Raw genomic sequence first — 25,296 nt, 5'->3', positions numbered from 1 at the left:
CGCCCCGGACATGGCGGACAACTTCCCGCCCGTGCCACCGGGGCGTGTCCCGCGACAGGAACCGGCCCGATCGGGGCCGGGGCTCCCGCCGACCCCTCCGGCCGGGCCGGGTCGGTCGGGTCAGGTCCGACCGACCCTAACTCCCCGCCCCGGTACGCCCCCAGTCAGGACCGGCCTTGGCCCAGGCACGGTCGAGCCGCTCGTACCGCCGTTGTACGAGCCGCCATACGATCAGCCGTCTGACGCCCTCGACCACCCCGACGGTCAGGGCCGCGAGGCCGAACCCCGCCAGGACGGCGTGGGCCCGCGCCGCCTCGACGGTCATCGGGGGCCGTACGTGCCGTCCCTCCCCGTCGGCCCAGATGGTGAAGGTGTCGCCCGCGTGCGGGGCGCGCAGCGGCGTGGAGACCGTGCCCGTGCGTGCCGTGCCGTCCGGCGCCCGCCAGGTCGCGACCACCCGGCTGCCCGTGTCCTGCTCCGTGGCCGACTCCGTGTCGTACGCCAGGAACGGCCGCTCCCGTGTGCGGGAGACGACCGTGGCGGAGGTCGTGTGCCGCTGCTCCGCCTGGAGCCGCGCCGTCTCCCGCAGTGCCGCGTCGACCCGGTCCCCGCAGAGCCAGCCGGCGGCCGGTGCCGCCAGCGCGAAGAGCAGCACCGCCGTCAGCGCGACCCACCCCTCCGCGACATCGGTGCCCCTGCGCAAGGGGTTGCGCCGCCAGCGCCACAGTCCCACCATGGTGCGCACCAGTCCGCACCCCCTTTCCGGTGTCCGTCCTAGCCGGGGACGGTGGGTTGCACGCGCCGTCGGCCTGAAGAGAGAGCAAGCTCACCTCGGTGCCCCATGCACCGACATGCGCCCGTCCGCTCAACGGACGGTTCCGCGCGGCGTGTTCCCGCGAGCCCGCGGTGTCACGCCGAAGAGGGGGCTTTTCGGCCGTACGGCCGCGTGGCGCGGGTCACTCCAGCACCGTCACCGGATCCCCCACCCGCACCGTGCCGGTCGACTCGGGGACCAGGTTCTGCCCGAAGACGAGCTTCCCGTCGAGGCGGCGGTGGCGGCCGAGGGTCCGCAGCGGCTCCCGGCCGCGCTCCGCCGTGCGCTGGTCGGTGGTGGTGATGACGCAGCGACCGCACGGCTTGGCGACCCGGAAGACGACCTCGCCGACGGCGAGACGCCGCCAGCCGTCCTCCGCCCAGGGCGCCGTACCCGCCACCACGAGATTCGGCCGGAACCGGTCCATCGGCAACGGACCCTCCTCCGGGTGGTCCCCCTGCGCGATCAGCGCGTTGAGGGCGTCGAGCGACGCCGTGGAGGTGACGAGCAGGGGAAAGCCGTCGGCGAAGGAGACCGTCTCGCCGGGCCGCCCGTGGAGCGGGTTGACCGGGCGGCGCGTGGCCGGGTCGTCGAGGTGGACGAGCCGGACCTCCTCCCCGAGGTACGCGCTCAGCCGGCGTTCCACCTCACGCGCGCCGGGCCTCGCCGGCACCGACTCGACCTTGGTCCCGAAGATGTCCATCACGACGAGGTTCGTTCCCGTCGCGCTCCCCGCCGCGGGTTCCGGAACCGCGACGTCCACCGGGCCGAGTCCGGGCCCGCGCAGCCGGACGCCGCCCGCGGGCAGTGGCTCCGCGTGGACCAGCGCCAGCCCCGGACGCTGGCGCTGCGTGACCACTTTCCCCGTACCGTCGATCAGCGCCCAGCGACGGTCCGCGGCGAGCCCCCAGGGCTCCACCACGGCGCTCGTGGGCGCGCACCCGGCCATCGACTTGACCGGGTGGACCCCCAGAGCGCGTACAACGGCGTGGAACGGCTTCGGCATGAAGCCATCCTGTCAGCCGACCCGACGGGACCCCGCCCCGCCCGGCCCGGGGCATGGCCGGATGCCGTCGGTGCCTCCTGCCGCCTCTCCTGTCCGGTGCCTCCCGTCGGCGCCCCGGGCCCCGAGCGGGCTGTCTCAGTAGCCCCGGCCCTGGTAGGGCCGGTTGTACGGGTCCTCGTACTGCTGAGGTGCCGCGGGGGCCGGGCGCGCCGCGGCCGGACGCATCGCCTCGTACCCGGTACCGGGCATCGGGCGCTGAGGCTGGGGCTGCCCGTACTGCTGGGGCTGGGGAGCCTGCTGGTAGCCCCGGGGCGCGGCGGCCTGCTGCGGGATGTACGGAGCCGGCGCCTGCTGGAGCGGCATCGGCTGCGGCATCTGCTGCATGGGCTGCTGTTGCGGGTAGCCGCTCCCGTAGGACGGGGCGGTGTGCGAGGGAGCCGCCGGGAGGGCCGGCAGCGCGGCGGGCAGGGCCGGCAGATAGCTGTTGCCCGTGTCGTAGGCGGCGGGCACTCGGATCGGGGCGATCTGAGGCGTGCCCCGCTCCGCGACCAGGGAGTCGTAGATCGGGGTGTCCGGGAACGCCGGGGCGGTGTAGTAACCGCCGCCGTAGGTGGCGCGGGGGGAGGTCATGGAACATAAGTTAAGCCCAGGACCCGCCGGTTGGGGAGTCGGGATTGGGGGTTCTTTGGGGACCTCTGGGTGTCTTCGCATCCCCAATGCGAGCGAACGTGGGAAAAACGGTCGTCCTGGCGCGTTGGGATCGTGTAAAAGGCAAGTTCGCGGGGGGTTACCAGTGAGTCCCGCGGTGTCCGCGGCACCAACGGGGGCATCGCGCCGACGTCTCGATTAGGTTTGACGGGACCGAATCCTCGGACTCAGCGATGCGCGATGGGGGCGAGCATGTCCATGCTTAAAGGAGCCAATCTTCCGGTGACGGCGCCCGCCGTCCGCGTCGAATTGGGATGGCGTTCGGGACCGGGGGTGCCGGACGTCGACGCGTCGGCCCTCCTGCTCGTCTCCGGAAAGGTCCGCTCGGACGCGGACTTCGTCTTCTACAACCAGCCGCGGCACGCCTCGGGGACGGTTCGGCACGAAGGCAAGAAGCCCGGGGGAGCCGAGGTCACGGACACCCTCGCGGTGGATCTCGCCGGGGTCGAACCCGCCGTCGAGCGGATCGTCCTCGCGGCCTCCGCCGACGGCGGCACCTTCGGCAGGGTTCCGGGACTGCGCGTACGGGTGCTGGACGCGGCCACCGGCGCGGAGCTCGCGCGGTACGACTCCACGGACGCGACCGTCGAGACGGCGTTCGTCGTCGGCGAGCTGTACCGCCGGCAGGGACAGTGGAAGTTCCGGGCCGTCGGACAGGGCTACGACAGCGGACTCGCCGGTCTGGCAACGGACTTCGGCATCTCGGTCGACGACCCGGGCCCCTCGGCCCCGGCGCCGCCCCCGGCTCCGTCCCGCACCACGCCGCCCGCCCCGGCCGCGCCCCCGGTACGGACCGCTCCGCCCGTACCGCCCACGCGCCCGACCGTTCCCTCGGCGGCCCCGACGCCCCCGGCGCAGCCCGCTCCGTCCCGCCCCGCCACGCCCGTACGGCTCAGCAAGGTGACGCTGACGAAGGACGCGCCCTCCGTCTCCCTCGCCAAACAGGGCGGAACCTCGGGTGCGATGCGCGTGAACCTCAACTGGCAGGTGCGTAAACAGTTCAAGGGCTGGGGCGCCAAACTCGGCCGGGCCGTCGCCATGCACGGAGATCTCGATCTCGACCTGTGCGCGCTCTACGAACTGACCGACGGCCGCAAAGGCGTGGTCCAGGCGCTCGGTAATGCCTTCGGCGCGCTCAACCAGCCGCCGTACATCCATCTCGACGGCGACGACCGCACGGGCGCGGTCTCCAGTGGTGAGAACCTCACCATCAACCTCGACCACAAGGACCGGCTGCGCCGCGTCGTCATCTTCGTGACCATCTACGAAGGCGCCCGCAGTTTCGCGGATCTCGACGCGACGGTCACTCTCCAGCCGCAGCACGGCGCCGCGATCGACTTCTCGCTCGGCGAATGCACGGTGGCCTCGACGGTCTGCTCACTCGCGCTGATCACCAATACCGGTTCCGATCTCGTCGTCCAGCGCGAGGCACGCTTTCTCGTACCGGAACGGGGCGTCAGCCCGCAGCGCACCATCGATTACGCCTACGGGTGGGGCATGAACTGGACGCCCGGCAGGAAGTGACCTACGCCGACGGCCGGACCACCCCCGTCCGTCAGGGGTCGGGGGCGGTCTCAGGACGGGTGTACGTCCGGCCCTTCCAGGCCGCCCCGCGCCCCCGGTGGTGCCGCACCGCGGAATCGACCGTCATCAGCAGATAGAGCAGCGCCGTGAACGGCAGCAGTGGAGCCAGCCACAGGGACAACCGGTAGTAGCGCAGTATCGGGACGTACGTCCCCGTCATCACCGCCCAGGCAGCGAACCCCAGCCACCCCGCGGCCCCGTTCCCGCCGAACACCCCCACGCACAGCGCCACGGGCGGCGCCAGATAGACCACCGCCATCCCCGCCACCGTGCCCAGGAGCAGCAGTGGATTGTGCCGCAACTGGGCGTACGCGCTGCGCGAGACCATCCGCCACAGGTCGGCCAGCCGCGGATAGGGCCGCACGCTGTCCACCCGCTCCGCCAGCCCCAGCCAGATCCGTCCGCCGCTCCGCCGCACCGCGCGGGCCAGGGACACGTCGTCGATCACGGCCTGGCGGATCGACTCCGGCACCCGGGCACGCACGGCGGCCTCCGTGCGCAGCAGGACACAGCCGCCCGCCGCGGCCGAGGTCCGCGCGCCCGGACGGTTGATCCGGCGGAACGGATAGAGCTGCGCGAAGAAGTACACGAACGCGGGGACGATGAGCTTCTCCCAGCCGCTGACGACCCGCAGCCGCGCCATCTGCGAGACGAGGTCGAACCCCTCCGGCCGCGCGGAGGCCACCAGCTCCCGCAGGCTGTCCGGCTCATGGGCGATGTCCGCGTCCGTCAGCAGCAGATACTCGGGATCGCGGGCGCGGGCCAGCGCGATGCCGTGCCGCAGCGCCCACAGCTTGCCCGTCCAGCCGGGTTCGGGCTCGCCGGGCGACGCGACGGTCAGCGGCAGCCCGCCGTGGCGCGCCGAGAGCTCACGCGCCAGGGCGCTCGTCCCGTCCCGGCTGCCGTCGTCGATCAGGAAGATCTCCGCGCTGCCGGGATAGACCTGGGCCAGGAGGGACGGCAGCGACCGAGGCAGTACGGCGGCCTCGTCCCGCGCCGGTACGACGACGGCGACCGAGGGCCAGCTCCGGCCGTCGTCCCCCTCGTGCCCCTTGGGATCGTCCGCGCACCTCTCGTGCGCGGGCAGCCGCTGATCCGTACGCCAGAAAAACCCCTGACCCAGCAACAGCCAGCCCCACGCGGCCAGCGAACCCACGGCGATCCAGACAACGGCGCTCATTCGCCGCAGTCTGCACCACCTGGGGAGGACCGCAAGTGCCGTCGACTATGGTGACCGGGTGAAGATCGCGCTCATGGACTCCGGCATCGGCCTGCTCGCGGCGGCGGACGCGGTACGGCGGCTGTGCCCCGAAGCCGATCTCGTCCTCTCCTCGGACCCCGACTCGATGCCCTGGGGGCCCCGTACCCCCGAGGACGTCACCGAGCTGGCCCTGGCCGTCGCCCGCGCCGCGGCCGGACACCGGCCCGACGCCCTGATCGTCGCCTGCAACACCGCCTCGGTCCACGCGCTGCCCGCGCTCCGCGCCGCACTGGAGCCGCGGGTGCCCGTCATCGGCACCGTCCCGGCGATCAAGCCGGCGTCCTCCGGCGGCGGCTCCGTCGCGATCTGGGCGACCCCGGCCACCACCGGCAGCCCCTACCAGAGCGCCCTGATCCGCGACTTCGCCGCCGCGGCCGACGTCACCGAAGTGCCGTGCCCCGGGCTCGCGGACGCCGTGCAGCACGCGGACGAGGAGGCGATCGACCGCGCGGTGGCGGCCGCCGCCGCGCTGACACCGCGTGGCGTCAGGGCCGTCGTCCTCGGCTGCACCCATTACGAGCTGGTCGCCGGGCGCATCCTCGCCGCGGTCCGCGGGCCCGGCCTGCCGGACCCCGCGCTGTACGGCTCGGCCGGCGCGGTCGCCGCGCAGGCGCTGCGCCGGGCCGGCGGGCGGCCCAAGACCGACGGTGCGGTCGGGCGGCTCACCGTGCTGCTGGGCGGGCGCGAGTCCGCGCTGCCGCCCTCCGCGCTGGCCTACGCGGAGGGGCGGGCGCTCGCGGGTCTCGTACGGGCCGAGTGACCCGTTCGGCGTAGCGCCCGCCGGTTGTCCACAGGGGCTCCCCGACGGGCGGAATCTGAGTACGCTGCATGGCATGAAGGAGCATCCCGGGCCTGAGAGCCCGGTGGCCCCGCCCCCGCCGGAGACCTGGAACGGCCGGGCCACCAACCGTGTGCAGTGGCTGCTGGCGGCCGTCGGCGCGGCCTGTGTCGCGCTCGGCGTCGAGCTGGCCGTCGACTCCAGCTGGAACAGCGGTCCCGTGGCCCTGCTGATGTCCGTCGTCGGCTGTGTGGCGGCGGGCCTGCTGATCCTCTTCGGCACGCTCGCCTTCGTCCATGTGGCCGTCAGCGTCGACGAGGAGTGCCTGGAGGTGCGCTGCGGTCACATGGGCCTGCCCCGCAGACGCATCGAGTTCGCCCAGGTCGTGGACGCCGACTTCGCGCCCCGGGTCACCCCACGCCAGTGGGGCGGCTGGGGCTACCGCTGGCGCCCCGAGATGGGCACGGCGGTGGTGGTGCGGCGGGGCGAGGCCCTGGTCCTCAAGCTCGGCGACGGCCGGATGTTCACGGTCACGGTCGACGACGCCGAGTCGGCGGTACGGATCATCCGCCACCGGCTGGGCCTGCTGCCCGCGACCGGCACCGGCACGGCGGGCGCCTGAGCACCCCTTTTCCCCCGCGGCTGCCCTCCCGAGCGGCCCGCGCCCGTCAGCAGCCCCGCGTGATCCCGCGCGACAACCCCCGCACGTACACCTACACGGACACCTAGACCTCCGCCGGGGCCCCGGTCCGCGCGCTCCCGGCCGGTTCCGGCGGCGCGCCGGGGCCGGTGCCCGCCGCCGGCCGGGCCGTCGCCAGCCCGGCCAGCAGCCCCGCGCCCGCCGTCACCTGCGTGAAGCTCAGCGCGTTCCCCACGGTCGCCACCGCGGCCAGCGCCGTCAGCGCGGCCCCCGCCGTCAGAATCACCGGAGTGGAGCAGGGCGAGCGCCCCAGTACGTACAGCAACCAGCCGAACAGCGCCCCCAGCAGCACCACGCCCACCACACCCTGCTCGGCCGCCTGCTGGAGCGGCGCCGAATGCGGCTTGCCGTCGTCGTCCAGCGACCGGGACACCGTCGGGCTGAGATCACCGAACCGGTCCGGGCCGATCCCGCGCCCCGGACGCTCCCTCGCCAGCTCCGCGGCGTCGTGCCACAGCTCCACCCGGTGCTGGGTGAGCTGCCCCTCCAACGAGACCGTGAGCCCCTCGGGGAGCGCGCGCTCCGCCACCGCCCAGGACGTCCCGACGACCAGTGCCGTGATCAGCGCGTACCCCGCGAGCCACAGGACGCGCCCGCGCAGCCGGGCCGCGGCCAGCGAGCACAGCAGCACGCCGAGGGTGGCGAGGAACCCCACGACCGAGCCGAGCAGCAGTGCGCAGCCCGCGATCACCAGGGCCAGCAGCCGCAGCGCCACCCGCCCGGACGCCCGGCGGGCCCCCGTACCGGCGCAGCAGGCGGCCCCGCCGCCCAGCACCAGCAGCGCGGCCACCGCGCCGGAGTCGCCGGGAGGGGCGGCCGCGCTCACCGCCGTGCCGAACGTCTCCTGGCTTGATGCGATCGCTCCGGCGAGCCAGAGGAGCGCCATGGCGGACGCGGTCGCGACCGGTACGAGCGATCCGCTGATCCGGCCGACGACGTACCCCGTGGTGACGGCGAGCACCGCGAGCAGCACCCCCTCGGGCCTGGCCTCCCGCCCGGCCGTGCTGATCAGTGCCCATACGGCGCAGCCGGCGAGCAGCGCGGCGCCGACCGCGTCGGGTGCTCTGCCGCGCCGCCCCGCCGCGCTCCGTTCCGCCGGTGCGGACATGGTGCCGACCCCCCAGGGCCTTGTGCTCGAACTCTGCCGGGCCTCGCCCTGCGCATGGCCGGATCCGGGCCATGCGCACGGACTGGCGCACACGTTAACGGCAGGGACGGGCGTTTGTGGAGGGATTGCGGAGAAGGATTCCCTCCGGTCCCGGCCGAGGGGCCGCCGTCCCGCGGCTTCCACCCCCGAGGGCGCCGACGGAAGGGCGGAGGTCTCACTCCCGGCATCGGCGGTGTCACCGTAGACTCCGCCAGGTGAGCGCCACCATGACCACCGTCGAACCCCCGCAGCCCGCCGCCCCGACCGGCCCGGGGCGGTCCCTGTCCCGGCGGTTCGCCCGACCGGCCGGAGCGGCGGCGGCCGGTCTGCTGCTCTACGCGAGCTTCCCGCCCCGCTCCCTGTGGTGGCTGGCCCTGCCCGGCTTCGCGCTGCTCGCCTGGAGCCTGTACAGGCGTCGGGCGCGGGCGGCGCTCGGTCTCGGCTACCTCGCGGGGCTCGGCTTCCTGCTGCCGCTGCTGCACTGGACCGGCACCGAGGTGGGACCGGGGCCCTGGCTCGGTCTTGTCGCGCTGGAAGCCGTGTTCATCGCGTTCACCGGGCTCGGGATCGCCGCCGTCAGCAGGCTGCCGCTGTGGCCGGTCTGGGCCGCGGCGGTCTGGATCCTCGGCGAGGCGGCGCGCGCCCGGGTGCCGTTCGGCGGTTTCCCCTGGGGCAAGATCGCCTTCGGCCAGGCGGACGGCGTCTTCCTGCCGCTCGCCGCGGTCGGCGGCACCCCCGTGCTCGGCTTCGCCGTCGTGCTCTGCGGCTTCGGGCTGTACGAGGGCGTCCGCCAGGTCCTCGCGTACCGCGCGACCCGCACGGTCCCGCGGGGCGCGGTCGCCGCGGCGGCGGCCACCGTTCTCGTCCCGGTCGCCGCGGCGCTCGCCGCGCTGCCGCTCGTCAGCGACTCGGCGCAGGACGGGACCGCGACCGTCGCCGCGATCCAGGGCAACGTGCCGCGCGCCGGTCTGGAGTTCAACGCCCAGCGCCGGGCCGTCCTCGACAACCACGTGCGCAGGACGCTTCAGCTCGCCGCCGAGGTGAAGGCGGGCAAGGAGCCGCGGCCCGACTTCGTGCTGTGGCCGGAGAACTCCTCCGACATCGACCCGTACCGCAACGCCGACGCGTACGACGTGATCGACCAGGCGGCCAAGGCGATCGGCGTCCCGATCTCCGTCGGTGCCGTCGTCACGCCCGACAGCGGCCCGCTGTACAACCGGCAGATCCTCTGGGACCCCGAGCGCGGCCCGACCGCCACGTACGACAAGCGGGAGATCCAGCCGTTCGGCGAGTACCTTCCGCTGCGTTCCGTGGTGCGGTGGATCGGTCCCGGCTACGCGGAGATGGTCCGCAGGGACTTCGCCCGCGGTGACAAAACCGGTGTTTTCGATATGGCGGGCACCGAGGTCGGCCTGGCCACCTGCTACGAGGCGGCGTTCGACTGGACCGTACGGGACGCCGTCACGCACGGCGCCCAGCTCATCTCCGTACCCAGCAACAACGCCACGTTCGACCGCAGCGAGATGACGTACCAGCAGCTCGCGATGTCACGGGTGCGGGCCGTCGAGCACAGCAGGACCGTGGTCGTCCCGGTGACCAGCGGGGTCAGCGCCATCATCCAGCCCGACGGCCGGATCACCGAGCGGAGCGGGATGTTCACCCCGGACGCGCTGGTCGCGAAGGTCCCGCTGCGCTCCTCGCTGACGCCCGCGACCCGCCTCGGCCCGCTGCCCGAAGCGCTTCTGGTGGCCGTCGCGTTGGCCGGACTGGGCTGGGTGGCGGTCGGCGCCGCACGCGACCGGCGCCCGCGGAAGGCGGCTTGAGCGCCGGAGCCGCCGGTCCGGGGCCCTCGTGTGGATCAGGCCGCCGACGACAGGCCCTAAGGTCGGTGGCATGGGAACCCCTGACTTCATCCGCGAGATCCGGGCCGACGCCGGCCACCAGTTGCTCTTCCTGCCGGGCGTGAGCGCCATCGTCTTCGACGACGAGGGGCGCGTGCTGCTCGGGCGGCGCGCCGACACGGGCGGGTGGTCGGTCATCGGGGGCATCCCCGAGCCGGGGGAGCAGCCCGCCGTCGCGGCGGTGCGCGAGGTGTACGAGGAGACCGCCGTACGGTGCGAGGCGGAGCGGGTCGTGCTCGTCCAGACGCTGCAGCCGGTCGTCTATCCCAACGGCGACGTGTGCCAGTACATGGACATCACCTTCCGCTGCCGGGCCGTCGGGGGCGAGGCGCGCGTCAACGACGACGAGTCGCTGGACGTCGCGTGGTTCTCCGTGGACGCCCTGCCGGAGCTGCCCGAGTTCGCGCGCTTCCGGATCAAGCAGGCGCTCAACGACGCGCCCACCTGGTTCGCCCCCGGCGGTCTCAGCGAGTCGCACCCCGCGTGAACCCGTTGTAGATGTAGCGCTGGAGGAAGAGGAACGCGACCAGCGTCGGCACGATGACCAGCACCGCCCCCGCCGAGATGTTCTCCCAGTGCGCCCCGAAAGGGCCCTTGAAGCGGAACAACGACGTGGAGATGGTGCCCAGTTCCTCGGACGGCATGTAGAGGAACGGAATGTAGAAGTCGTTGTAGACCGTGATGCCCTTGATGATGACCACCGTGGCGACGGCCGGCTTGAGCAGCGGGAAGATGATCTTCCAGAAGACCGTGAAGGAGTTCGCGCCGTCCAGCCGCGCCGATTCGTCGAGCGAGACCGGGATCCCCCGGATGAACTGGAGGAAGATGTAGATCGAGACGATGTCGGTGCCCATGTAGAGCACGATCGGCGCCCAGAGCGAGTCGAAGAGCCCGAAGCTGTTGACGATCTGGAAGGTCGCCACCTGCGTCGTCACCCCGGGCACCAGCGTCGCGACCAGGAAGAGCGCGACCACCAGCCCGCGGAACCGGAAGTCGAAGCGGTCGACGGCGTACGCCGTCATGGAGCCGATGACCACCGTCCCGGTGATCGCGAAGAGCAGGATGAACGCGGTGTTCCCGAAGGCGCCGAGCATCCTGCCGTCGGAGAACGCCGTCGCGTAGTTCCCGAAGTTGAGAGGGTTGTCCGGCAGCGCCAGCGCGCCGCTGCCGTCGGCCATCTCCTTCCCGGTCTTCAGCGAGGTCAGGAAGACCACCGCGAGGGGCAGCAGCACCACCACGGCCGCCATCACCAGGGAGAGGTACTTCAGGGAGCCGGCCAGCCGCGCGCGGGCGCTCATACGAGTTCCACCTTGTCGTCCGGGACGAGACGGCGCTGCACCCAGGTCACCGCCAGGATGATCAGCAGCAGGACGACCGCCGCCGCCGAGGCCAGCCCCGTCTTGTTGAACTGGAACGCCAGCTTCACGGTCTGGATCACGAAGGTCTCGGTGCCGGTGGCCCCGCCGGTCATGATGTACGGGATCTCGAAGACCGAGAGCGAACCGGAGACCGCGAGGATCACACTGAGGCTCAGCACCGGCCGGATGCCGGGCGCGATGATGTGCCGGAACTGCTGCAGGCGGGTTGCCCCGTCCAGTTCGGACGCCTCGTACAGCTCACCGGGGATCGACTGGATCGCGCCGAGGAACAGCACGAAGTTCAGCCCCATGAAGCGCCACACCGAGACCCCGGCCAGGGAGATGTTGGCCGAGGTGGAGGAGGAGAGCCAGGCGTGGTCACCCGAGACCCCGAACAGCCGCAGCACCGAGTCGAGCGTGCCGCCGTCCTGGAAGAAGTAGAGGAAGACGAAACCGATCGCGACCCCGTTGATCAGATACGGGAAGAACAGCACCCCCTTGAAGAAGGTGCGGAACCGGGTGCGGAAGCTCAGCACCGTCGCGAAGTAGAGCGCGGCGGCGATCTGCACCACCGACGCCGCCAGGTAGTAGCCGCTGACGAAGAAGACCTGGAACAGCTCGGGCCGGGTGAAGAGCTCCACGTAGTTGCCGATCCCGGTGAACGCGAGGTCCGGGCTGACCCCGTCCCAGTCCGTGAAGCTGTACACGATCATGTTGACGACCGGGGCGTACGTGAAGACCACCAGCAGCGCCAGCGGTACGAGCAGGAAGAGCCAGGGCGTCAGCTCCCGCCACAGCCGCCGTGTCATCGCGCGCCCGCGCTCTTCTCCGCCTCGGTCCAGCGCCGGGAGAGGCCGGAGAGGAACCCGTCGAGATCGCCCTGGGCGGCGCCGCGCGCCACGTCGACCAGGTCCTGGCGGTAGTCCGGCTTCCGCAGGCCGACCTCGGCCGCGTTGTCGATCTCGTTGACCAGCGCCGCGTCCCTCTGGTCCAGCTCGATGAATGTCACACCCCGCTCCGTGTACGGCTTCAGCACGTCCGGCAGCGGTTCGCCCTTCAGCGGTGAGAGCGCCAGGTTGTCCGCCGCGTACCCGGACTTCTCGGTGAACCAGTCGATCCAGGCGCGCGCCGCCTCCTTCCGCTCGGAGTGCACGTTCACCGCCTGCGCGTAGTCCGGCGACGCGACCGCGCAGAACGCGCCGTCCACCTGGGCGGGGTAGGGCATGAAGCCGATGTCGCCGGGGTCCGTGCCGGCCTGCTCCGCGGCGGCCCGGAACTGGCTGATCGCCCAGGAGCCCAGCCACATCGTGGCGATCTCGCCCTTGGCCAACCGCGGCTTCGAAGCCTCCCAGTTGGTGGTCGACGGGTCCTTCTCGACCAGCTTGCCGCGCACCATGTCGTACAGCAGGGTGTCGATGGCGCGCAGTTCGGACCCCTCGGCCCACGGATCGGTCGTCGCCAGCAGGTTGTTCGCCTGGGCGTCGCAGCTCACCGAACCCAGCGCGTCGGTCCACGAGGTGAGCGGCCACATGTCCTTGAAGTTGGTGTAGTACGGCACCGCGTCCGTCCGCGACTTGATCGCCTTCAGATCGTCGAGGAAGTCGGCGGGCGTCGTGGGCCACTCGGTGACCCCGGCCCGTTTCCACACCTTCCTGTTGTAGAGGAAGCCGGGCGTCACCCCGATCGGGCTCTGCCCGTAGACCTTGTCGTCCACCGTGCTGAAGGCGGTGAACCGGTACTTCTTCTCCCGCTCCGCCCGACTGCCCAGGGAGGCGAAGAACTTCGGGTAGTCGTTCCGCTTGATCGCCGCCGGGATCATGAGGACGTCGCCGTAGTTCTCGGTGTTCATCCGGATCTTGACCTCCCCCTCGTAGTCGGTGATCCCGTCGAACTTGACGGTCACCTTGGGGTAGACCTTCCGGAACGCGTCGGCGTACTTCTTCATCGTGCCGTCCTGCACCCAGTCCGTGCGGTGGGTCAGCACGGTGATGGTCCCGGAGACCTTCGACGGGTCGTCGGCCGCCTTCGCCTCCTCGCCCCGGGAGGCGGCCCCACCGCCGGTGCAGCCGGCCACCAGCAGCGCGCCGGCGACGGCGGTGGCGAGCAGGGTCACGGAGGGCGGCGTCCTGCGGCCCGCGCGTGCGGTGGTCACGGTCGGTACGGTCATGTCGGCCCCTTGGCTCGGCTGTACGAGGGTGGGTGGGGGTGGTCCGATGAGGTGGTCCGCACACCTTCCGGCGCCGTGAAATTAAAGGCGCCGGAAAGCGAGTGTCAATGCCGGTGCATTGCTTTTCTCGACTTCCCCGGTGAACGATGTGCGAGGGCCGGGTTTTCCTCCCGGACCGATTCGGCCATATTCATCGCCGGGCTCCGTCCCGGGCCGCCGTCCGTACCTGCGGAGAAAAGCGAGGCACCCCACCGTGAAGCGCCCCACCATGGCCGATATCGCCGATCGGGCCGGCGTCACCAAGGCCGCCGTCTCCTTCGCCCTCAACGGCCGCCCCGGCGTCTCGGAACCCACCCGGCGGCGCATCCGAGCCATCGCCCAGGAGCTGGGCTGGCAGCCCAACAGCGCGGCGCGGGCGCTCTCCGGGGGCATGGCGGGGGCGTTCGGTCTGGTCATCGACCGCCCGGCGCGCACCCTCGGCCTGGAACCCTTCTTCATGCAGCTCATCTCCGGGATCCAAGCCGAACTGATCGCCGACACCACCCCCCTCGTCTTCACCATGGCCGAGGACCGGGCCACCGAGATCGCGCTCTACCGCTCCTGGTCGGCCCGGCGCCGGGTGGACGGCGTCTTCCTGGTGGACCTGCAGGTCGACGACGCCCGCGTCCCCGTGCTGGAGGAGCTGGGCCTGCCCACCGTGGTGATCGGCGCGCCCATCGGCACCGGCGGGCTGCCCGCCGTGTGGAGCGACGACGCCGCGGCCGTCACCACCGTCGTCGACCACCTCGCCGGCCTGGGCCATCGCCGCCTCGCCAGGGTCGGCGGCCCGGCTCCGCTGCGCCACACGGCGATCCGTACGGCGGCCTTCGACGCGGCCGTACGGGACCGGGGGCTCACCGGCAGGACCGTCGAGGCCGACTACAGCGGGGAGGGCGGCGCGGCGGCCACCCGCGCCCTCCTCGGCGCGGACCGGCCGCCCACCGCGATCCTCTACGACAACGACGTGATGGCCGTGTCGGGTCTGACCGCCGCGCACTCCCTGGGCGTACGGGTGCCCGCCGACCTCTCCGTCGTCGCCTGGGGCGACTCCGCCCTGTGCGAGCTGGTGGACCCGCCGCTGACCGCGCTGAGCAGGGACATCGTGGCCCACGGCGCGCGTGCGGCGCGGATGCTGCGCGAGGCGGCCGGCGGGCTCGCGGTACCCGACCGCCAGGACCCGGCGTCCCGTCTCACCCCGCGCGGCAGCGTCGCGCCGCCGCCCGCGACGGACTCCTGAGCCGGTTTATGGTAATGCCGGGCGGGGTTGACGCTAAACCGGTACAGCGATTCACTGGAAAAGATGTGGCACCGCCCCCGTCCGCACCGGGGCCGCACACGATCTCCACGCGCACCCGAGGCACTTCTCGCGCACGACGACACACGCAGGTATTTCATCAATCCCCGTTCTAGGGAGAGTACGAAGATGCCGCGTCCCGCTGCCCGGATTTCCGCCGGCGAGTACCCCGTCACCTGGATCGGCGCCAATTTCTGGTCGCGTACCGGAGGGCCGCTCATGTGGCGCTCGTACCGCGGCGAGGTGGTCGACGAGGAGCTGCGGGTGCTGCGCGACCACGGGCTCAACATGACCCGGTCGTTCTTCTACTGGCCGGACTTCATGCCGGAGCCCGACCGGATCGACGAGCGGCTCTGCGCGCACTACGCGGACTTCCTGGACCGGCACCACGCCCTCGGCATGACCACGGTCCCCACCTTCCTCGTGGGCCACATGTCCGGCGAGAACTGGGACCCGGCCTGGCGCGGCGGCCGGGACCTCTACACCGATGTCTGGCTGGTCTCCCGGCAGGCGTGGTTCGCCCGGGAGATGGCGGCCCGCTTCAAGGACCATCCGGCCGTGGCCGGATGGCTGGTCTCCAACGAGATGCCGATCTACGGGCGGCCGGGCGCCACGCGGGAGGAGGTGGCCGCCTGGGCCCAGCTCGTGGTGGACGGTGTACGGGCCTCCGGCGCCCGGCAGCCGGTCTCGCTCGGTGACGGCGCCTGGGGCCTGGAGAACTCCGGCCACGACAACGGCTTCCGGCTGCGGGACTGCGCCGCCCTCACCGACTGGCTCGGCCCGCACGTCTACCGCATGGAGGACGACCCGGTCCGCCAGCACTACGCCGCCGCGTGGGTGTGCGAACTGACCGGCGGCTTCGGACTACCCGTCGTCCTGGAGGAGTTCGGACTCACCTCCGACTTCGCGTCAGGACCGGGCGCCGCCCGCTACTACCGCCAGGCCCTCCACAACAGCCTGCTGGCCGGCGCCACCGGCTGGATCGCCTGGAACAACACCGACTACGACTCCCTGCGGGAGCAACCGCCCTACTCCCACCACGCCTTCGAGATGCACTTCGGGCTGACCGACAGCGAGGGCACCCCCAAACCCCAGCTCAAGGAGGTCCGGGCGTTCGCGGAACTGCTGGAGCGCATCGACTTCGGCCACTGCGTCCGGCCCGGCACCGACACCGCGCTGGTGGTCTCCTCGTACCTGGACACCCTCTACCCCTTCACCCGGGAGGAGGACCGCTCGTACGTGGAGCGGACCGGGCGGCAGGCCTGGATCAGTTCCCGGCTGGCCGACGCCCCCGCCACCGTCGTACGGGAGAGCGACGGCATCACGGACGGCCACCGGCTCTATCTGCTGCCCTCCACCAAGCAGTTGCTCTCCCCGAGCTGGTACCGGCTGGAGGAACTGGCCCGGGGCGGCGCGACCGTCTACGTCTCCTACTCACCCGGCGCCCACGAGGAGCAGCGCGGCCCCTGGTACGCGCATCTCGACCGGCTCTTCGGAGTCCGGCACAGCCTGGAGTACGGCCTGGTCGACCCGATCGAGGACGACACCGTCGAACTCACCCTCACCCGCCCGTTCGGCACCCTCGCCGAGGGCGACACCCTCTCCTTCCGCGCCGCCGGCACGCCGAGCAGCCGGGTCTTCCTGCCCGTGGAGCCGTACGGAGCCGAGGTGCTGGCCACCGACGGCCGGGGGCGCCCCGCCCTGCTGCTGCGCGAGACCGGCGCGGGCGCCGTGGTGCTGTGCACCTACCCGCTGGAGCACATGGCCTCCGTCACACCGCGCGTCAACCCGGAACAGACGGTGCGGCTGTACGACGCGCTCGCCGCGTACGCGGGGGTACGCCGTCCGGTGACCGTGGACGACCTGAGGGTGGCGGTCGATCTCCTGGACCACGAGGACGGCCGCCGCTATGTCTGGCTGGTGAGCCAGGGCCGGGAGGAACTGGTGGTCAAACCCGTTGTCGAGGCCGGACTGCGGCTGACAGGACTGGACGGTTCCGACGCGGACGAGGTCACCCTGGAGCCGTACGGGGTACGGGTGCTGCGGCTGGTCGGGGCAGCCTGATCCAAACGAGAGGCCCTAGCTGGGCTCATACAGCTTCGTCGTCCATACTTCCTGCCGTGGAGCAGCGCATAGATCCGAAAATCCAGACCGAGTTCGCCGCGGGGACAGACCCGGCGTACATCCCGGGTCTCGTGGCCCCCGCCCCGCCGAAGCCGGCGGGGAAGGAGCCCGGGCGGGCCGGGGACGAGACCGAGGAGCCGGCCGCCGACGAGGCGGCCGCTCCGGCGACGGCGGAGGAGGGAGAGGAGCAGCCGGAGGCGGAGCGGCGACCGGAAGAGCGCGACGCGCCGGGCGAGCGCGACGAGGACGACGAGCACGACGAGCGGGATCCGGCGGCGGAGAAGAAGCCGGCGGAGAAGGATCCGGCGGAGGACGGCACCGAGGACAGTCCAGCGGACGGCCCCGAGGACGGCCCCGGGGACGGACCCGTCTTCGAGGTCAGCGACCGCCGCGGTTCGATCACCGCGGACCGGGAGGGCGTCCGGTTCCGGCTGGACGACCAGGAGGCCGAGTTCGACTGGGACGAGATCGGCGCGGTCGAGGTCAAGACCCCCCGGTTCGGGCGCCGGTTCACGGTCACGGTCCACATCTCGTCGCGCCGCTGGTTCGACGCCGAGGTGGAGGCACCGGCCAAGAACCTCCTCAAGCAGTGGGAGGCGGACCTGGACGAGGTCCTGGACGCCTACTTCGAGGAGTCCTGACCGAGGAGACCCGACGGCCGCCCGCCCCCACGGCGGGCGGCCGTCCCCACGGGACGTTCCCACGGGGGTGTCCCGACGGAGCGGGCGCCGTCGCCATGGGGTGTCCAACGGAGCGGGCGCCGTCCCCGGGGCAGGTCAGCCGTTGAGGACGCGCAGCGGCGTGCCCGCGTGGAACGCCGCGATGTCCTCGGCCGCCTGACCGTAGAACACCTCGTACGTGGCCTCGGTGACATAGCCGAGGTGCGGGGTCAGGACGGTGCGGGGGAGGGTGCGCAGCACGTCGTCGGCGGGCAGCGGCTCCAGGTCGTACACGTCGAGGCCCGCCCCCGCGATCCGCTCGGCGCGCAGGGCCTCGACCAGCGCGGCGGTGTCGATCAGCGGTCCCCGTGAGGTGTTGACGAGCAGAGCCGTCGGCTTCATCCAGGACAGCTCCTGGGCGCCGATCAGCCCCGTACTGCGCTCGCTCAGCTTGTAGTGCACGGTGACGACATCGGCCTGGGAGAACAGCGTCCGCCGGTCCACCGGCTCCACCCCCGCCGCCCTGGCCCGGTCCGCGTCCAGATTGCTGCTCCAGGCGACGACCCGCATCCCGAACGCGGCGCCGATCGCGGCGACCCGGGAGCCGAGCCGCCCCAGACCGACGACCCCGAGCGTCCGGCCGTGCAGATCGCGGCCGATCGTCCGCTGCCAGCCGCCCTCCCGCATCCCCGCCGCCTCGGCCGGGATGTGCCGTGCCAGCGAGAGGATCAGACCCCACGTCAGCTCCGCCGTGGCGTGCGGCACCGACTCCGTCCCGCAGACCGTCACGCCCTGCCGCCGGGCCGCCGCCAGATCCACCGACGCGTTCGCCATGCCGGTGGTCACCAGCAGCCGGAGCGCGGGCAGCCGCTCGAAGAGTTCGGCGGTGAACGGGGTGCGTTCCCGCATGGCGACCACCACATCGAAACCGGCCAGCGCCGCGCTCACCGCGGCCACGCCGGACAGCGGCTCGTGGAAGAAGACCACGTCGCCGTCGAGCGCGTCCCAGTCGGTGAAACGGCGGGCGGCCCGCTGGTAGTCGTCGAGGACGGCGATACGCATGGATGGCTCCTTCAGGCTGGCAGACGGATCTACGGTCACATGGATCAAGTGGATCAGTCCAAACAGGCCATCTTCTGACCGGTTTCAGGAGGAGAATGGCGGTATGAGGGCGGATCGTCTGGTGGCGACGCTGCTGTTCCTCCAGTCGCGTGGACGGGTGACCGCGGCCGAGGTGGCGGCCGAGCTGGCAGTGTCGGAGCGCACGGCGCGCCGTGACCTGGAGGCGCTGGCGACCGCCGGTATACCCGTCTATCCGCAGCGTGGCCGGGGCGGCGGCTGGGCGCTGGTGGGCGGGGCGCGGACCGAGCTCACCGGGCTGACCGTCGGCGAGATCCGCGAACTGTTCCTGGTCGCGGGGGTCTCGTCGGCCACCCCCGAGCCGCGGACGGCGCCGCGCGGGCTCGTCCCGGCCCCGCCGCAGGCACCGCCCGCCGGCACCGGCAGGGGCACCGGCGGCGGCGCCGACGCCGAGGCCGGGACCGCGCCGCGGACCGGCGCCCCGGGCGGGGCCGGCCGGTCGCCCACGCCGTACGAGAGCGGCTCGCCGCACCTCAGGGCGCTGGAGCGCGCCGTGGTCGACGGGACGCAGATTCGTCTCGAGTACGAGCGGCCCGGCAGGCCGGCCGACGAGCGGATCGTCCATCCGCTGGGCCTCGCGACCAAGAGCGGCGTCCGCTACCTCGTCGCGGGCACCGGCGTCGGCACCGGCACCGGCGCGGGCGGGCTGCGGATCTTCCGGCTCAGCCGGATCACCTCCGTCGAGCCGACCGGCGAGCCCGTCGTCCGCCCGGAGGGGTTCGATCTCGCCGCGGCCTGGCGCTCCCTCGCGGCGACGATGGAGGACCGGATGCGCGCGGTGACCGTACGGGCACGCGCCGAGCGCGGCGCCGAGGCCCTGCTGCGCGGGCTGTTCGCCGGACGGCTGCGGCTCGGCGGACCGCTGCCGCACGGCTGGATGGAGTTCGAGGTCGACGGCCCCTCGCCGGAGGTCCTGGCGGCCCAACTGGCCGGGCTGGGCGCCCGGATCGAGGTCCTCGCGCCCCCGGCGGCCCGGGCGCACCTGGCACGCCTCGGGGCCGAACTCGCGGCGCTCTACGGCCCGCCGACGGCCCCCCGCGCCGGCTGACGGAAGCACCCCGCCCCAGGTAACGAGTCGATTTCCCGCGTTAATTTCCGCGCACAAGGGGTTGGCGGGGGAGTGACGCCTGGCTATCGTTCACGCACTTCACCCAATCGTTCAGCGGAACGAATCAATGCGAAGGGTGTCCGGTACATGTCCGACACTGACCGACGAACGGACCCCGGGGCGGCCGTCCCGGCCGGGACGGCCGCGGCGCCCGCGATGCCGCGGCGCGCGCTGCTCACCGCCGCGGCGGCCGGCGGCGCGGCGCTCGGCGCCTCCTGGCTGCTCACCGGCTGCTCCGGCGGCGGCGCCCGAGCCGGATCGGCGACGGGCGTCCTGCCCGCCGCGGCGCCCGCCGGCCGGCCCGACCGCGGCGGCACCCTGCGGATCGCCAGGCCGCCCGCCTCCGAGGCGGAGACCCTGGACCCGGCGAGCGCGCTCTCCGCGTACGAATACCTCGGCGCCCTCTACAACCGGCTCGTCCGGGTCGGCCCCGACGGTCTGCTCGCCCCCGACCTCGCCGAGTCCTGGGAACCGGACGACCAGGCCCGCACCTGGACCTTCCGGCTCCGCCGCGGTCTCACCTTCCACGACGGCCGCGCCTTCACCTCCGCCGACGCCGCCTACACCCTCCGCCACATCCTCGACGCCGCGACCGCCTCACCGCAGGCAGCCGTCCTCGCCCCGCTCGTCGACCCGAAGACGCTGCGCACTCCGGACGCCCACACCCTCGTCGTCCCGCTGAAGACCCCGAACGCCGAGTTCCCCAGCCTGCTGACGCACTACAACTGCTATGTCATCCCCGACGGCAGCGCCCGCTCCATCGGCCGCACCGGCATCGGCACAGGCCCCTTCCGGCTGACGTCCTTCGCCGCCGCGGGCCCCGGCCGGGTCACCGCGTACGAGGAGCACTGGGCCGGCCGCCCCGTCCTCGACGCCATCGACTTCTACTCCGTCGCCGACATGCAGGCCCGCTCGGGAGCCCTGCTCGCCGGACAGGTCGATCTGCTCTCCCAGACCAATCTGGACTTCGCCACCGCCCGGGTCGTCGCCGCCTCCGACCGCGCCACCATCGCCCGCGTCAAGGACGCGCAGTGGTACGTCCTGCCGATGCTCACCACCGAGAAGCCCTTCACCGACGTCCGGGTACGGCAGGCGATGAAGCTCGCCTACGACCCCGAACACGTCCTCAAGGTCGCCCTCCAGGGGGCGGGCACCCTCGGCTGGGACAACCCCGTACCGCCCAGCGACCCCAACCACCTCGCCACCCACCCCGTGCACGACCCCGAGAAGGCCCGGTATCTCCTCAAGCGGGCGGGCCAGGAGCGGCTGGCCGTGGACCTCTACACCTCGTCCTACGACCCGATCTTCACGTCCATGGCCCTCGCCTACCAGGAGTCGGCCCGGCGCGCCGGCATCCGGGTCAGGGTCAAGACCGCCTCGGCGGACTCGTACTACACCCAGATCTGGATGAAGAAGCCGCTCATGGCCACCTACTGGTTCACCGGCCGCCCCGTCGACCAACTCCTCAACCAGGTCTTCCGCAGCGGCTCCGGCTACAACGAGACCGCCTGGTCGGACAAGGCGTTCGACGCGCTGCTCGACCGGGCCCGGCGCGAGACCGACGACACGCGCCGGCGCGAACTGTACGGCCAGGCCCAGACCTTCGTCATCGAGAAGGGCGGGGCGATGACCCCGATGTTCGCGGACCGGCTCGTCGGCATCTCCCGGAAGGTGCGCGGCTACGCCGAGCACGGATTCGAGTTCGACTATCTCGGCATCGGCCTGAAGGGAGCCTGAGACCACCGTGTTCACCTTCCTGGCCCGCCGCGTCGTCACCGCCCTCGGCACCCTCCTGCTCTCCTCCGTCCTCGTCTTCCTCGCCGTCCAGGCGCTGCCCGGTGATGTCGCCACCCAGGTCCTCGGCAAGGACGCCACGCCCTCCGCCGTCGCCGCGCTCCGCGACAAGCTCCATCTCGACCAGCCCGCCTGGGAGCGCTACGTCCAGTGGGTCAAGGGCGCCGTACAGGGGGACTTCGGCAGCTCGCTCGTCTCCGGCAAGGCCGTGGGCGGCGAGGTCGCGCAGCACCTCGGCAACTCCCTGCTGATCGCCGGCGTCACCGTCCTGTTCGCCGTCACCGGCTCCCTCGTCCTCGGCGTCGTCGCCGGGTACTACCGCGACCGCTGGCCCGACCACCTCATCTCCACGGTCAGCCTGGTCGGGATGAGCGTCCCCGAGTTCGTCGTGGCGACCGTCCTCGTCCTCGCCTTCTCCGTCGCGCTCCCGCTCTTCCCCGCCGTCGTGCTCTACGGGCCCGCCGCCACCGCCGGACAACTGCTGCCCGCCGTCTGGCTGCCCGCCGCCTCGCTCGCCGTCGTGATGGCCGCGTACATCGTCCGCATGGCCCGTACCTCCGTGATCGACGTGCTGGCGAGCGAGTACGTCACCACCGCGCGGCTCAAGGGCCTCTCCTCCTGGCACGTGGTGACCCGGCACGCGCTGCCCAGCGCCCTGCTCCCCACGCTCCACGTGATCGCGCTCAACGTGGCCTGGCTCATCGGCGGCGTCGCCGTCGTCGAGAACGTCTTCAACTACCCGGGCATCGGCAAGCTGATGCTCTCCTCCGTGCAGAACCGCGACCTGCCGGTCATCCAGGCCGTCGCCCTCATCAGCGCGGTCGTGTACGTCCTGTGCAACCTCGCCGCCGACCTCGGCGCGATGGCCCTGAACCCCAAGCTCCGTATCCGCGGCGGGAGGACTCGATGAGTGAGGACCCGATGAGTTCCGTGAGTGTCCCGCGGCCCTCCGCGGCGGTGGACGCGCCGTCCGTACGCCCCGGTCCCGCCGTCCGCGCCTGGCGGACCGTACGTTCCTCCCGCACCGCCACCATCGGCCTCGCGGTGGTCGCCGTCCATGTGGTCGTCGCCCTGCTCGCCCCGCTCCTCACCTCGTACGCGCCCACCGTGGGCGACTCCGCGCGCGCCCTGCTCGGACCGGGCGCGGACCACTGGGCCGGGACCGACCAGTACGGGCGTGACGTCCTCACCCGGGTGCTGTACGGCGGGCGGTACGCGCTCGGCGTCTCCGCCGCCGCGACCCTGCTGACCGTCGCCCTGGGCACCGTCCTCGGCTGCGCCACCGCACTGCGCGGCGGCCGGCTGGACGACGCGCTGATGCGGGTGCTGGACGCGGTGCTCTCCGTCCCCTCGATCCTCGCCCTGCTCGTCATCGTCACCGCGCTCGGCTCCGGACCCGCCGTCATCGTGCTGGCCATCGCCGTCGTCTACGTACCCCAGGTGGTACGGGTGGTGCGCGGCGCGGCCCTCGCCGTCGTCCCCGCGGACTACGTCACGGCGGCGCGCGCCCGGGGCGAGTCGACCTGGTCGATCCTGCGCCGCGAGGTGCTGCCCAACATCACCGACGTGGTGTGCGTCGAGTTCGCGATGCGCGCCTCCTGGGTGGTGCTGCTGATCAGTTCCCTCTCCTTCCTCGGCTTCGGCGCCAACCCGCCCACCCCCGACTGGGGACTGATGGTCGCGGAGAACCGCACCGCCATCACCGTCGTACCGATGGCCAGCCTCGCGCCGATCATCGCCCTGGCCACCCTCGTGGTCGGACTCAACCTCGCCGCCGACGGCCTGTCCAAGGCGTGGGGCGTCGACCGGATACGGGAGGGATCCTGATGACCACGCACGCCACCGGCGACGCCGCCGCCCGTACGACCGCCCAGGACGCCGCGCTGGTCTCGGTGGCCGGCCTCCATGTCGCCTACCGCTCCGGCGGCGTGGACGTACCCGTCGTCCACGACGTCTCCCTCGACGTGCGGCCCGGCCGGACCCTCGCCCTGGTCGGCGAGTCGGGCAGCGGCAAGTCCACTGTCGCCGCCACGCTCCTGGGCCACCTGCGGCACGGATCCCGGATCACCGCCGGCACCGTACGCGTCGACGGACAGGACGTCTTCGCCCTCCCCGCCCGGGAGCTGCGGCGGCTGCGCGGCGGTACGGTCGCGATGGTCGCCCAGAACGCGGGACACGCGCTCACCCCCTTCATGCGCGTCGGCCGGCAGATCGCCGAGGCACTGCGCGGCGAGGACGCCGACCGCCACTCCGTGACGGACCTCCTCGAACAGGTCCGGCTGCCCCGCCCCGCCGACCTGGCCCGGCGCTATCCGCACGAGCTCTCCGGCGGCCAGCAGCAGCGCGTGGCGATCGCCATGGCCATCGCCGCCCGGCCCCGGGTCCTGGTCCTCGACGAGCCGACGACCGGGCTGGACGTCGTCACCCAGCGCGGCGTCCTCGACCTGATCGGGGCGCTGCGCGACGAACTCGGCCTCGCCGCCGTCCTGGTCAGCCATGACCTCGGGGTGGTCGCCCACATGGCCGACCACGTCGCCGTGCTGCGCGCGGGCCGCGTCGTGGAGAGCGCGCCCACGCACCGGCTCTTCGGCGCGCCCGCCGAGCCGTACACGCGCCGGCTGCTCGCCAGTGTGCCGCGCCTCGCGGACGAGGGCCTCGCGCTGGTCGCCGAGGACGGCACCCGCGAGATCCGCCCCCGGCCGGTGCTGCCCGCCGACGCCCCCGAGGCCGTCGCCGTGCGCGACGTGACCATCGACTACGGGACCACCCGCGCCGTCCACGGCGTCTCGTTCCAGGTCCGGCGCGGCGAGATCGTCGCGCTCGTCGGGGAGTCCGGCAGCGGCAAGTCCACGCTCGCCTGGTCGCTGGCCGGGCTGCGCGCCCCCTCCGGCGGCACGATGACGGCGACGGACAGCCAGGGCGACGGCGGCGGGCACCACGGCGGCGGGCACCACGGCGGCCGGGGCGACGGCGGCCGGGGCAACGGCGCTCCGGGCGGCGGGGACCTCACCGCGCCGTCCCGCAGGCGCCCCCGCGCCCTGCGCCGCAAGGTCCAGCTCGTCTTCCAGAACGCCGACACCTCCCTCAACCCCCGCCGCTCCGTGGGCGACGCGGTACGGCGCCCGCTGCGCGTCTTCGGTACGGCGGCCACCCGCGCGGACGCGGCGGTACGGGCCCGCCGCCTCATCGCCGACGTACGCCTCCCCCCGGAGTTCGCCGACCGGCTGCCCGCCCAGCTCTCCGGCGGCCAGCGGCAGCGGATCGGCATCGCGCGGGCACTGGCGGGCGAGCCCGACGTGCTCATCGCCGACGAGATCACCACCGCGCTCGACGTCTCCGTCCAGGCCGAGGTCCTGCGGCTGCTGGACGACCTGCGCCGGGAGCGCCGGCTGGCCTGCCTCTTCATCAGCCACGACCTGGCCGTGGTCCGCGGGATCGCCGACCGGGTCCTGGTGCTGCGGCACGGCGTGGTGGTGGAGGAGGGCCCCACGGACGCGGTCTTCCTCGCTCCGGCCCACCCGTACACCCGCCGCCTCATGGCCGCCGCGCTGGAGCCCGACCCCGGGACGGAGCGGGCGGCGGTGCCGGAGGAGGACTGGCAGGACGCGGCGTCCGGCGACGACATCTGGACGGAGATCACCAGCCGCCACCGCATCCGCCGCTGGCGCCCGGCAACCACCTGACCAAGGGCCCGCCTTGACCGCGACCATCAAT

General features: G+C 72.8%; 22 protein-coding genes. 13 read left to right on the top strand and 9 right to left on the bottom strand.

Translation table 11 applies throughout. The features are described from left to right. Positions 1-136: 136 nt before the first annotated feature. The 3 genes from AB0P17_RS15260 to AB0P17_RS15250 all read right to left on the bottom strand — a co-directional run bounded on the left by AB0P17_RS15260 (position 137) and on the right by AB0P17_RS15250 (position 2,450). Positions 137-736 carry a hypothetical protein gene (locus AB0P17_RS15260; protein WP_365811317.1) on the bottom strand — a complete coding sequence of 200 codons (600 nt, stop codon included), beginning with the start codon at positions 734-736 and terminating at the stop codon, positions 137-139. A gap of 220 nt (positions 737-956) precedes the next feature. Continuing rightward, positions 957-1,820 (bottom strand): MOSC domain-containing protein, encoded by an 864-nt coding sequence (locus AB0P17_RS15255; RefSeq protein WP_365811096.1) that lies wholly within the window; start codon positions 1,818-1,820, stop codon positions 957-959. A gap of 135 nt (positions 1,821-1,955) precedes the next feature. After that, entirely contained in the window at positions 1,956-2,450 is a 495-nt protein-coding gene (locus tag AB0P17_RS15250; protein ID WP_365811095.1) for a DUF6643 family protein, read from the bottom strand. Positions 2,451-2,708: 258 nt separating this feature from the next. On the opposite strand from AB0P17_RS15250, the gene AB0P17_RS15245 reads away from it, so the two are divergent. Beyond that, positions 2,709-4,052, top strand: coding sequence for a TerD family protein (locus tag AB0P17_RS15245; protein ID WP_365811094.1), 1,344 nt, complete (start codon positions 2,709-2,711; stop codon positions 4,050-4,052). 31 nt (positions 4,053-4,083) lie between these two features. On the opposite strand, the gene AB0P17_RS15240 is transcribed toward AB0P17_RS15245, so the two are convergent. Beyond that, a complete protein-coding gene (locus AB0P17_RS15240; protein WP_365811093.1) occupies positions 4,084-5,292 on the bottom strand; it encodes a glycosyltransferase in 1,209 nt (402 codons plus the stop codon). 58 nt (positions 5,293-5,350) lie between these two features. Between AB0P17_RS15240 and AB0P17_RS15235 the strand changes: the two genes are divergently transcribed. Next, positions 5,351-6,133: an aspartate/glutamate racemase family protein gene (locus AB0P17_RS15235; protein WP_365811091.1), complete on the top strand. Its 783-nt coding sequence runs from the start codon at positions 5,351-5,353 to the stop codon at positions 6,131-6,133. Between the two features lie 73 nt (positions 6,134-6,206). Continuing rightward, on the top strand, positions 6,207-6,773 hold the full coding sequence (locus AB0P17_RS15230; protein WP_365811089.1) for a hypothetical protein: 567 nt from the start codon (positions 6,207-6,209) through the stop codon (positions 6,771-6,773). Between the two features lie 103 nt (positions 6,774-6,876). On the opposite strand, the gene AB0P17_RS15225 is transcribed toward AB0P17_RS15230, so the two are convergent. Then, a complete protein-coding gene (locus tag AB0P17_RS15225) occupies positions 6,877-7,959 on the bottom strand; it encodes an O-antigen ligase family protein (RefSeq protein WP_365811088.1) in 1,083 nt (360 codons plus the stop codon). Positions 7,960-8,213: 254 nt separating this feature from the next. On the opposite strand from AB0P17_RS15225, the gene lnt reads away from it, so the two are divergent. Together lnt and AB0P17_RS15215 are read left to right on the top strand one after the other, a co-directional pair. Continuing rightward, positions 8,214-9,821, top strand: a complete 1,608-nt coding sequence (gene lnt / locus AB0P17_RS15220; protein WP_365811086.1) for an apolipoprotein N-acyltransferase — start codon at positions 8,214-8,216, stop codon at positions 9,819-9,821. Positions 9,822-9,891: 70 nt separating this feature from the next. Next, a complete protein-coding gene (locus AB0P17_RS15215) occupies positions 9,892-10,386 on the top strand; it encodes an NUDIX domain-containing protein (RefSeq protein WP_365811085.1) in 495 nt (164 codons plus the stop codon). Here the strand turns inward: AB0P17_RS15215 and AB0P17_RS15210 are convergent. From AB0P17_RS15210 to AB0P17_RS15200, 3 genes are read right to left on the bottom strand one after another with little or no spacing between them, the layout of a single operon-like run. Then, complete coding sequence (locus AB0P17_RS15210) at positions 10,364-11,197, bottom strand: carbohydrate ABC transporter permease (protein WP_365811083.1); 834 nt, start codon at positions 11,195-11,197, stop codon at positions 10,364-10,366. The two genes, AB0P17_RS15215 and AB0P17_RS15210, sit on opposite strands and share 23 nt — an antisense overlap. Next, positions 11,194-12,066 (bottom strand): sugar ABC transporter permease, encoded by an 873-nt coding sequence (locus tag AB0P17_RS15205; protein WP_365811081.1) that lies wholly within the window; start codon positions 12,064-12,066, stop codon positions 11,194-11,196. The genes AB0P17_RS15210 and AB0P17_RS15205 overlap by 4 nt, the downstream gene beginning before the upstream one ends. Further along, positions 12,063-13,424: an extracellular solute-binding protein gene (locus AB0P17_RS15200; protein ID WP_365811080.1), complete on the bottom strand. Its 1,362-nt coding sequence runs from the start codon at positions 13,422-13,424 to the stop codon at positions 12,063-12,065. The genes AB0P17_RS15205 and AB0P17_RS15200 overlap by 4 nt, the downstream gene beginning before the upstream one ends. A gap of 253 nt (positions 13,425-13,677) precedes the next feature. Here AB0P17_RS15200 and AB0P17_RS15195 point away from each other — a divergent pair, with 253 nt between their 5' ends. The 3 genes from AB0P17_RS15195 (at position 13,678) to AB0P17_RS15185 (ending at position 17,522) form a co-directional block, all read left to right on the top strand. Further along, positions 13,678-14,700 carry a LacI family DNA-binding transcriptional regulator gene (locus AB0P17_RS15195; protein WP_365811078.1) on the top strand — a complete coding sequence of 341 codons (1,023 nt, stop codon included), beginning with the start codon at positions 13,678-13,680 and terminating at the stop codon, positions 14,698-14,700. A 186-nt stretch (positions 14,701-14,886) separates the two neighbouring features. Then, on the top strand, positions 14,887-16,821 hold the full coding sequence (locus tag AB0P17_RS15190) for a cellulase family glycosylhydrolase (RefSeq protein ID WP_365811076.1): 1,935 nt from the start codon (positions 14,887-14,889) through the stop codon (positions 16,819-16,821). 56 nt (positions 16,822-16,877) lie between these two features. Then, positions 16,878-17,522, top strand: a complete 645-nt coding sequence (locus AB0P17_RS15185) for a hypothetical protein (protein ID WP_365811074.1) — start codon at positions 16,878-16,880, stop codon at positions 17,520-17,522. Between the two features lie 135 nt (positions 17,523-17,657). On the opposite strand, the gene AB0P17_RS15180 is transcribed toward AB0P17_RS15185, so the two are convergent. Then, complete coding sequence (locus AB0P17_RS15180) at positions 17,658-18,602, bottom strand: D-2-hydroxyacid dehydrogenase family protein (protein ID WP_365811072.1); 945 nt, start codon at positions 18,600-18,602, stop codon at positions 17,658-17,660. A 103-nt stretch (positions 18,603-18,705) separates the two neighbouring features. Between AB0P17_RS15180 and AB0P17_RS15175 the strand changes: the two genes are divergently transcribed. The 5 genes from AB0P17_RS15175 (at position 18,706) to AB0P17_RS15155 (ending at position 25,265) form a co-directional block, all read left to right on the top strand. Then, a complete protein-coding gene (locus AB0P17_RS15175) occupies positions 18,706-19,728 on the top strand; it encodes a WYL domain-containing protein (RefSeq protein ID WP_365811070.1) in 1,023 nt (340 codons plus the stop codon). 147 nt (positions 19,729-19,875) lie between these two features. Continuing rightward, positions 19,876-21,525 (top strand): ABC transporter substrate-binding protein, encoded by a 1,650-nt coding sequence (locus AB0P17_RS15170; protein ID WP_365811068.1) that lies wholly within the window; start codon positions 19,876-19,878, stop codon positions 21,523-21,525. Between the two features lie 7 nt (positions 21,526-21,532). Next, complete coding sequence (locus AB0P17_RS15165; RefSeq protein WP_365811066.1) at positions 21,533-22,492, top strand: ABC transporter permease; 960 nt, start codon at positions 21,533-21,535, stop codon at positions 22,490-22,492. Continuing rightward, positions 22,489-23,409, top strand: coding sequence for an ABC transporter permease (locus AB0P17_RS15160; protein WP_365811065.1), 921 nt, complete (start codon positions 22,489-22,491; stop codon positions 23,407-23,409). Before AB0P17_RS15165 ends, AB0P17_RS15160 begins: the two co-directional genes overlap by 4 nt. Further along, a complete protein-coding gene (locus tag AB0P17_RS15155) occupies positions 23,409-25,265 on the top strand; it encodes an ABC transporter ATP-binding protein (RefSeq protein WP_365811063.1) in 1,857 nt (618 codons plus the stop codon). Before AB0P17_RS15160 ends, AB0P17_RS15155 begins: the two co-directional genes overlap by 1 nt. Positions 25,266-25,296: the final 31 nt, after the last annotated feature.

This window comes from Streptomyces sp. NPDC088124 (assembly GCF_040685895.1).
Lineage (GTDB): Bacteria > Actinomycetota > Actinomycetes > Streptomycetales > Streptomycetaceae > Streptomyces.
This window is presented reverse-complemented; position numbering and strand designations above follow the sequence as displayed.

Bases quoted from the DNA above. Each gene is read 5' to 3' on its own strand.
- AB0P17_RS15260 (WP_365811317.1), bottom strand. From the start codon at position 736: ATGGTGGGACTGTGGCGCTGGCGGCGCAACCCCTTGCGCAGGGGCACC.
- AB0P17_RS15255 (WP_365811096.1), bottom strand. From the start codon at position 1,820: ATGCCGAAGCCGTTCCACGCCGTTGTACGCGCTCTGGGGGTCCACCCG.
- AB0P17_RS15250 (WP_365811095.1), bottom strand. From the start codon at position 2,450: ATGACCTCCCCCCGCGCCACCTACGGCGGCGGTTACTACACCGCCCCG.
- AB0P17_RS15245 (WP_365811094.1), top strand. From the start codon at position 2,709: ATGGGGGCGAGCATGTCCATGCTTAAAGGAGCCAATCTTCCGGTGACG.
- AB0P17_RS15240 (WP_365811093.1), bottom strand. From the start codon at position 5,292: ATGAGCGCCGTTGTCTGGATCGCCGTGGGTTCGCTGGCCGCGTGGGGC.
- AB0P17_RS15230 (WP_365811089.1), top strand. From the start codon at position 6,207: ATGAAGGAGCATCCCGGGCCTGAGAGCCCGGTGGCCCCGCCCCCGCCG.
- AB0P17_RS15225 (WP_365811088.1), bottom strand. From the start codon at position 7,959: ATGTCCGCACCGGCGGAACGGAGCGCGGCGGGGCGGCGCGGCAGAGCA.
- AB0P17_RS15215 (WP_365811085.1), top strand. From the start codon at position 9,892: ATGGGAACCCCTGACTTCATCCGCGAGATCCGGGCCGACGCCGGCCAC.
- AB0P17_RS15210 (WP_365811083.1), bottom strand. From the start codon at position 11,197: ATGAGCGCCCGCGCGCGGCTGGCCGGCTCCCTGAAGTACCTCTCCCTG.
- AB0P17_RS15205 (WP_365811081.1), bottom strand. From the start codon at position 12,066: ATGACACGGCGGCTGTGGCGGGAGCTGACGCCCTGGCTCTTCCTGCTC.
- AB0P17_RS15200 (WP_365811080.1), bottom strand. From the start codon at position 13,424: ATGACCGTACCGACCGTGACCACCGCACGCGCGGGCCGCAGGACGCCG.
- AB0P17_RS15190 (WP_365811076.1), top strand. From the start codon at position 14,887: ATGCCGCGTCCCGCTGCCCGGATTTCCGCCGGCGAGTACCCCGTCACC.
- AB0P17_RS15180 (WP_365811072.1), bottom strand. From the start codon at position 18,602: ATGCGTATCGCCGTCCTCGACGACTACCAGCGGGCCGCCCGCCGTTTC.
- AB0P17_RS15175 (WP_365811070.1), top strand. From the start codon at position 18,706: ATGAGGGCGGATCGTCTGGTGGCGACGCTGCTGTTCCTCCAGTCGCGT.
- AB0P17_RS15170 (WP_365811068.1), top strand. From the start codon at position 19,876: ATGTCCGACACTGACCGACGAACGGACCCCGGGGCGGCCGTCCCGGCC.
- AB0P17_RS15160 (WP_365811065.1), top strand. From the start codon at position 22,489: ATGAGTGAGGACCCGATGAGTTCCGTGAGTGTCCCGCGGCCCTCCGCG.
- AB0P17_RS15155 (WP_365811063.1), top strand. From the start codon at position 23,409: ATGACCACGCACGCCACCGGCGACGCCGCCGCCCGTACGACCGCCCAG.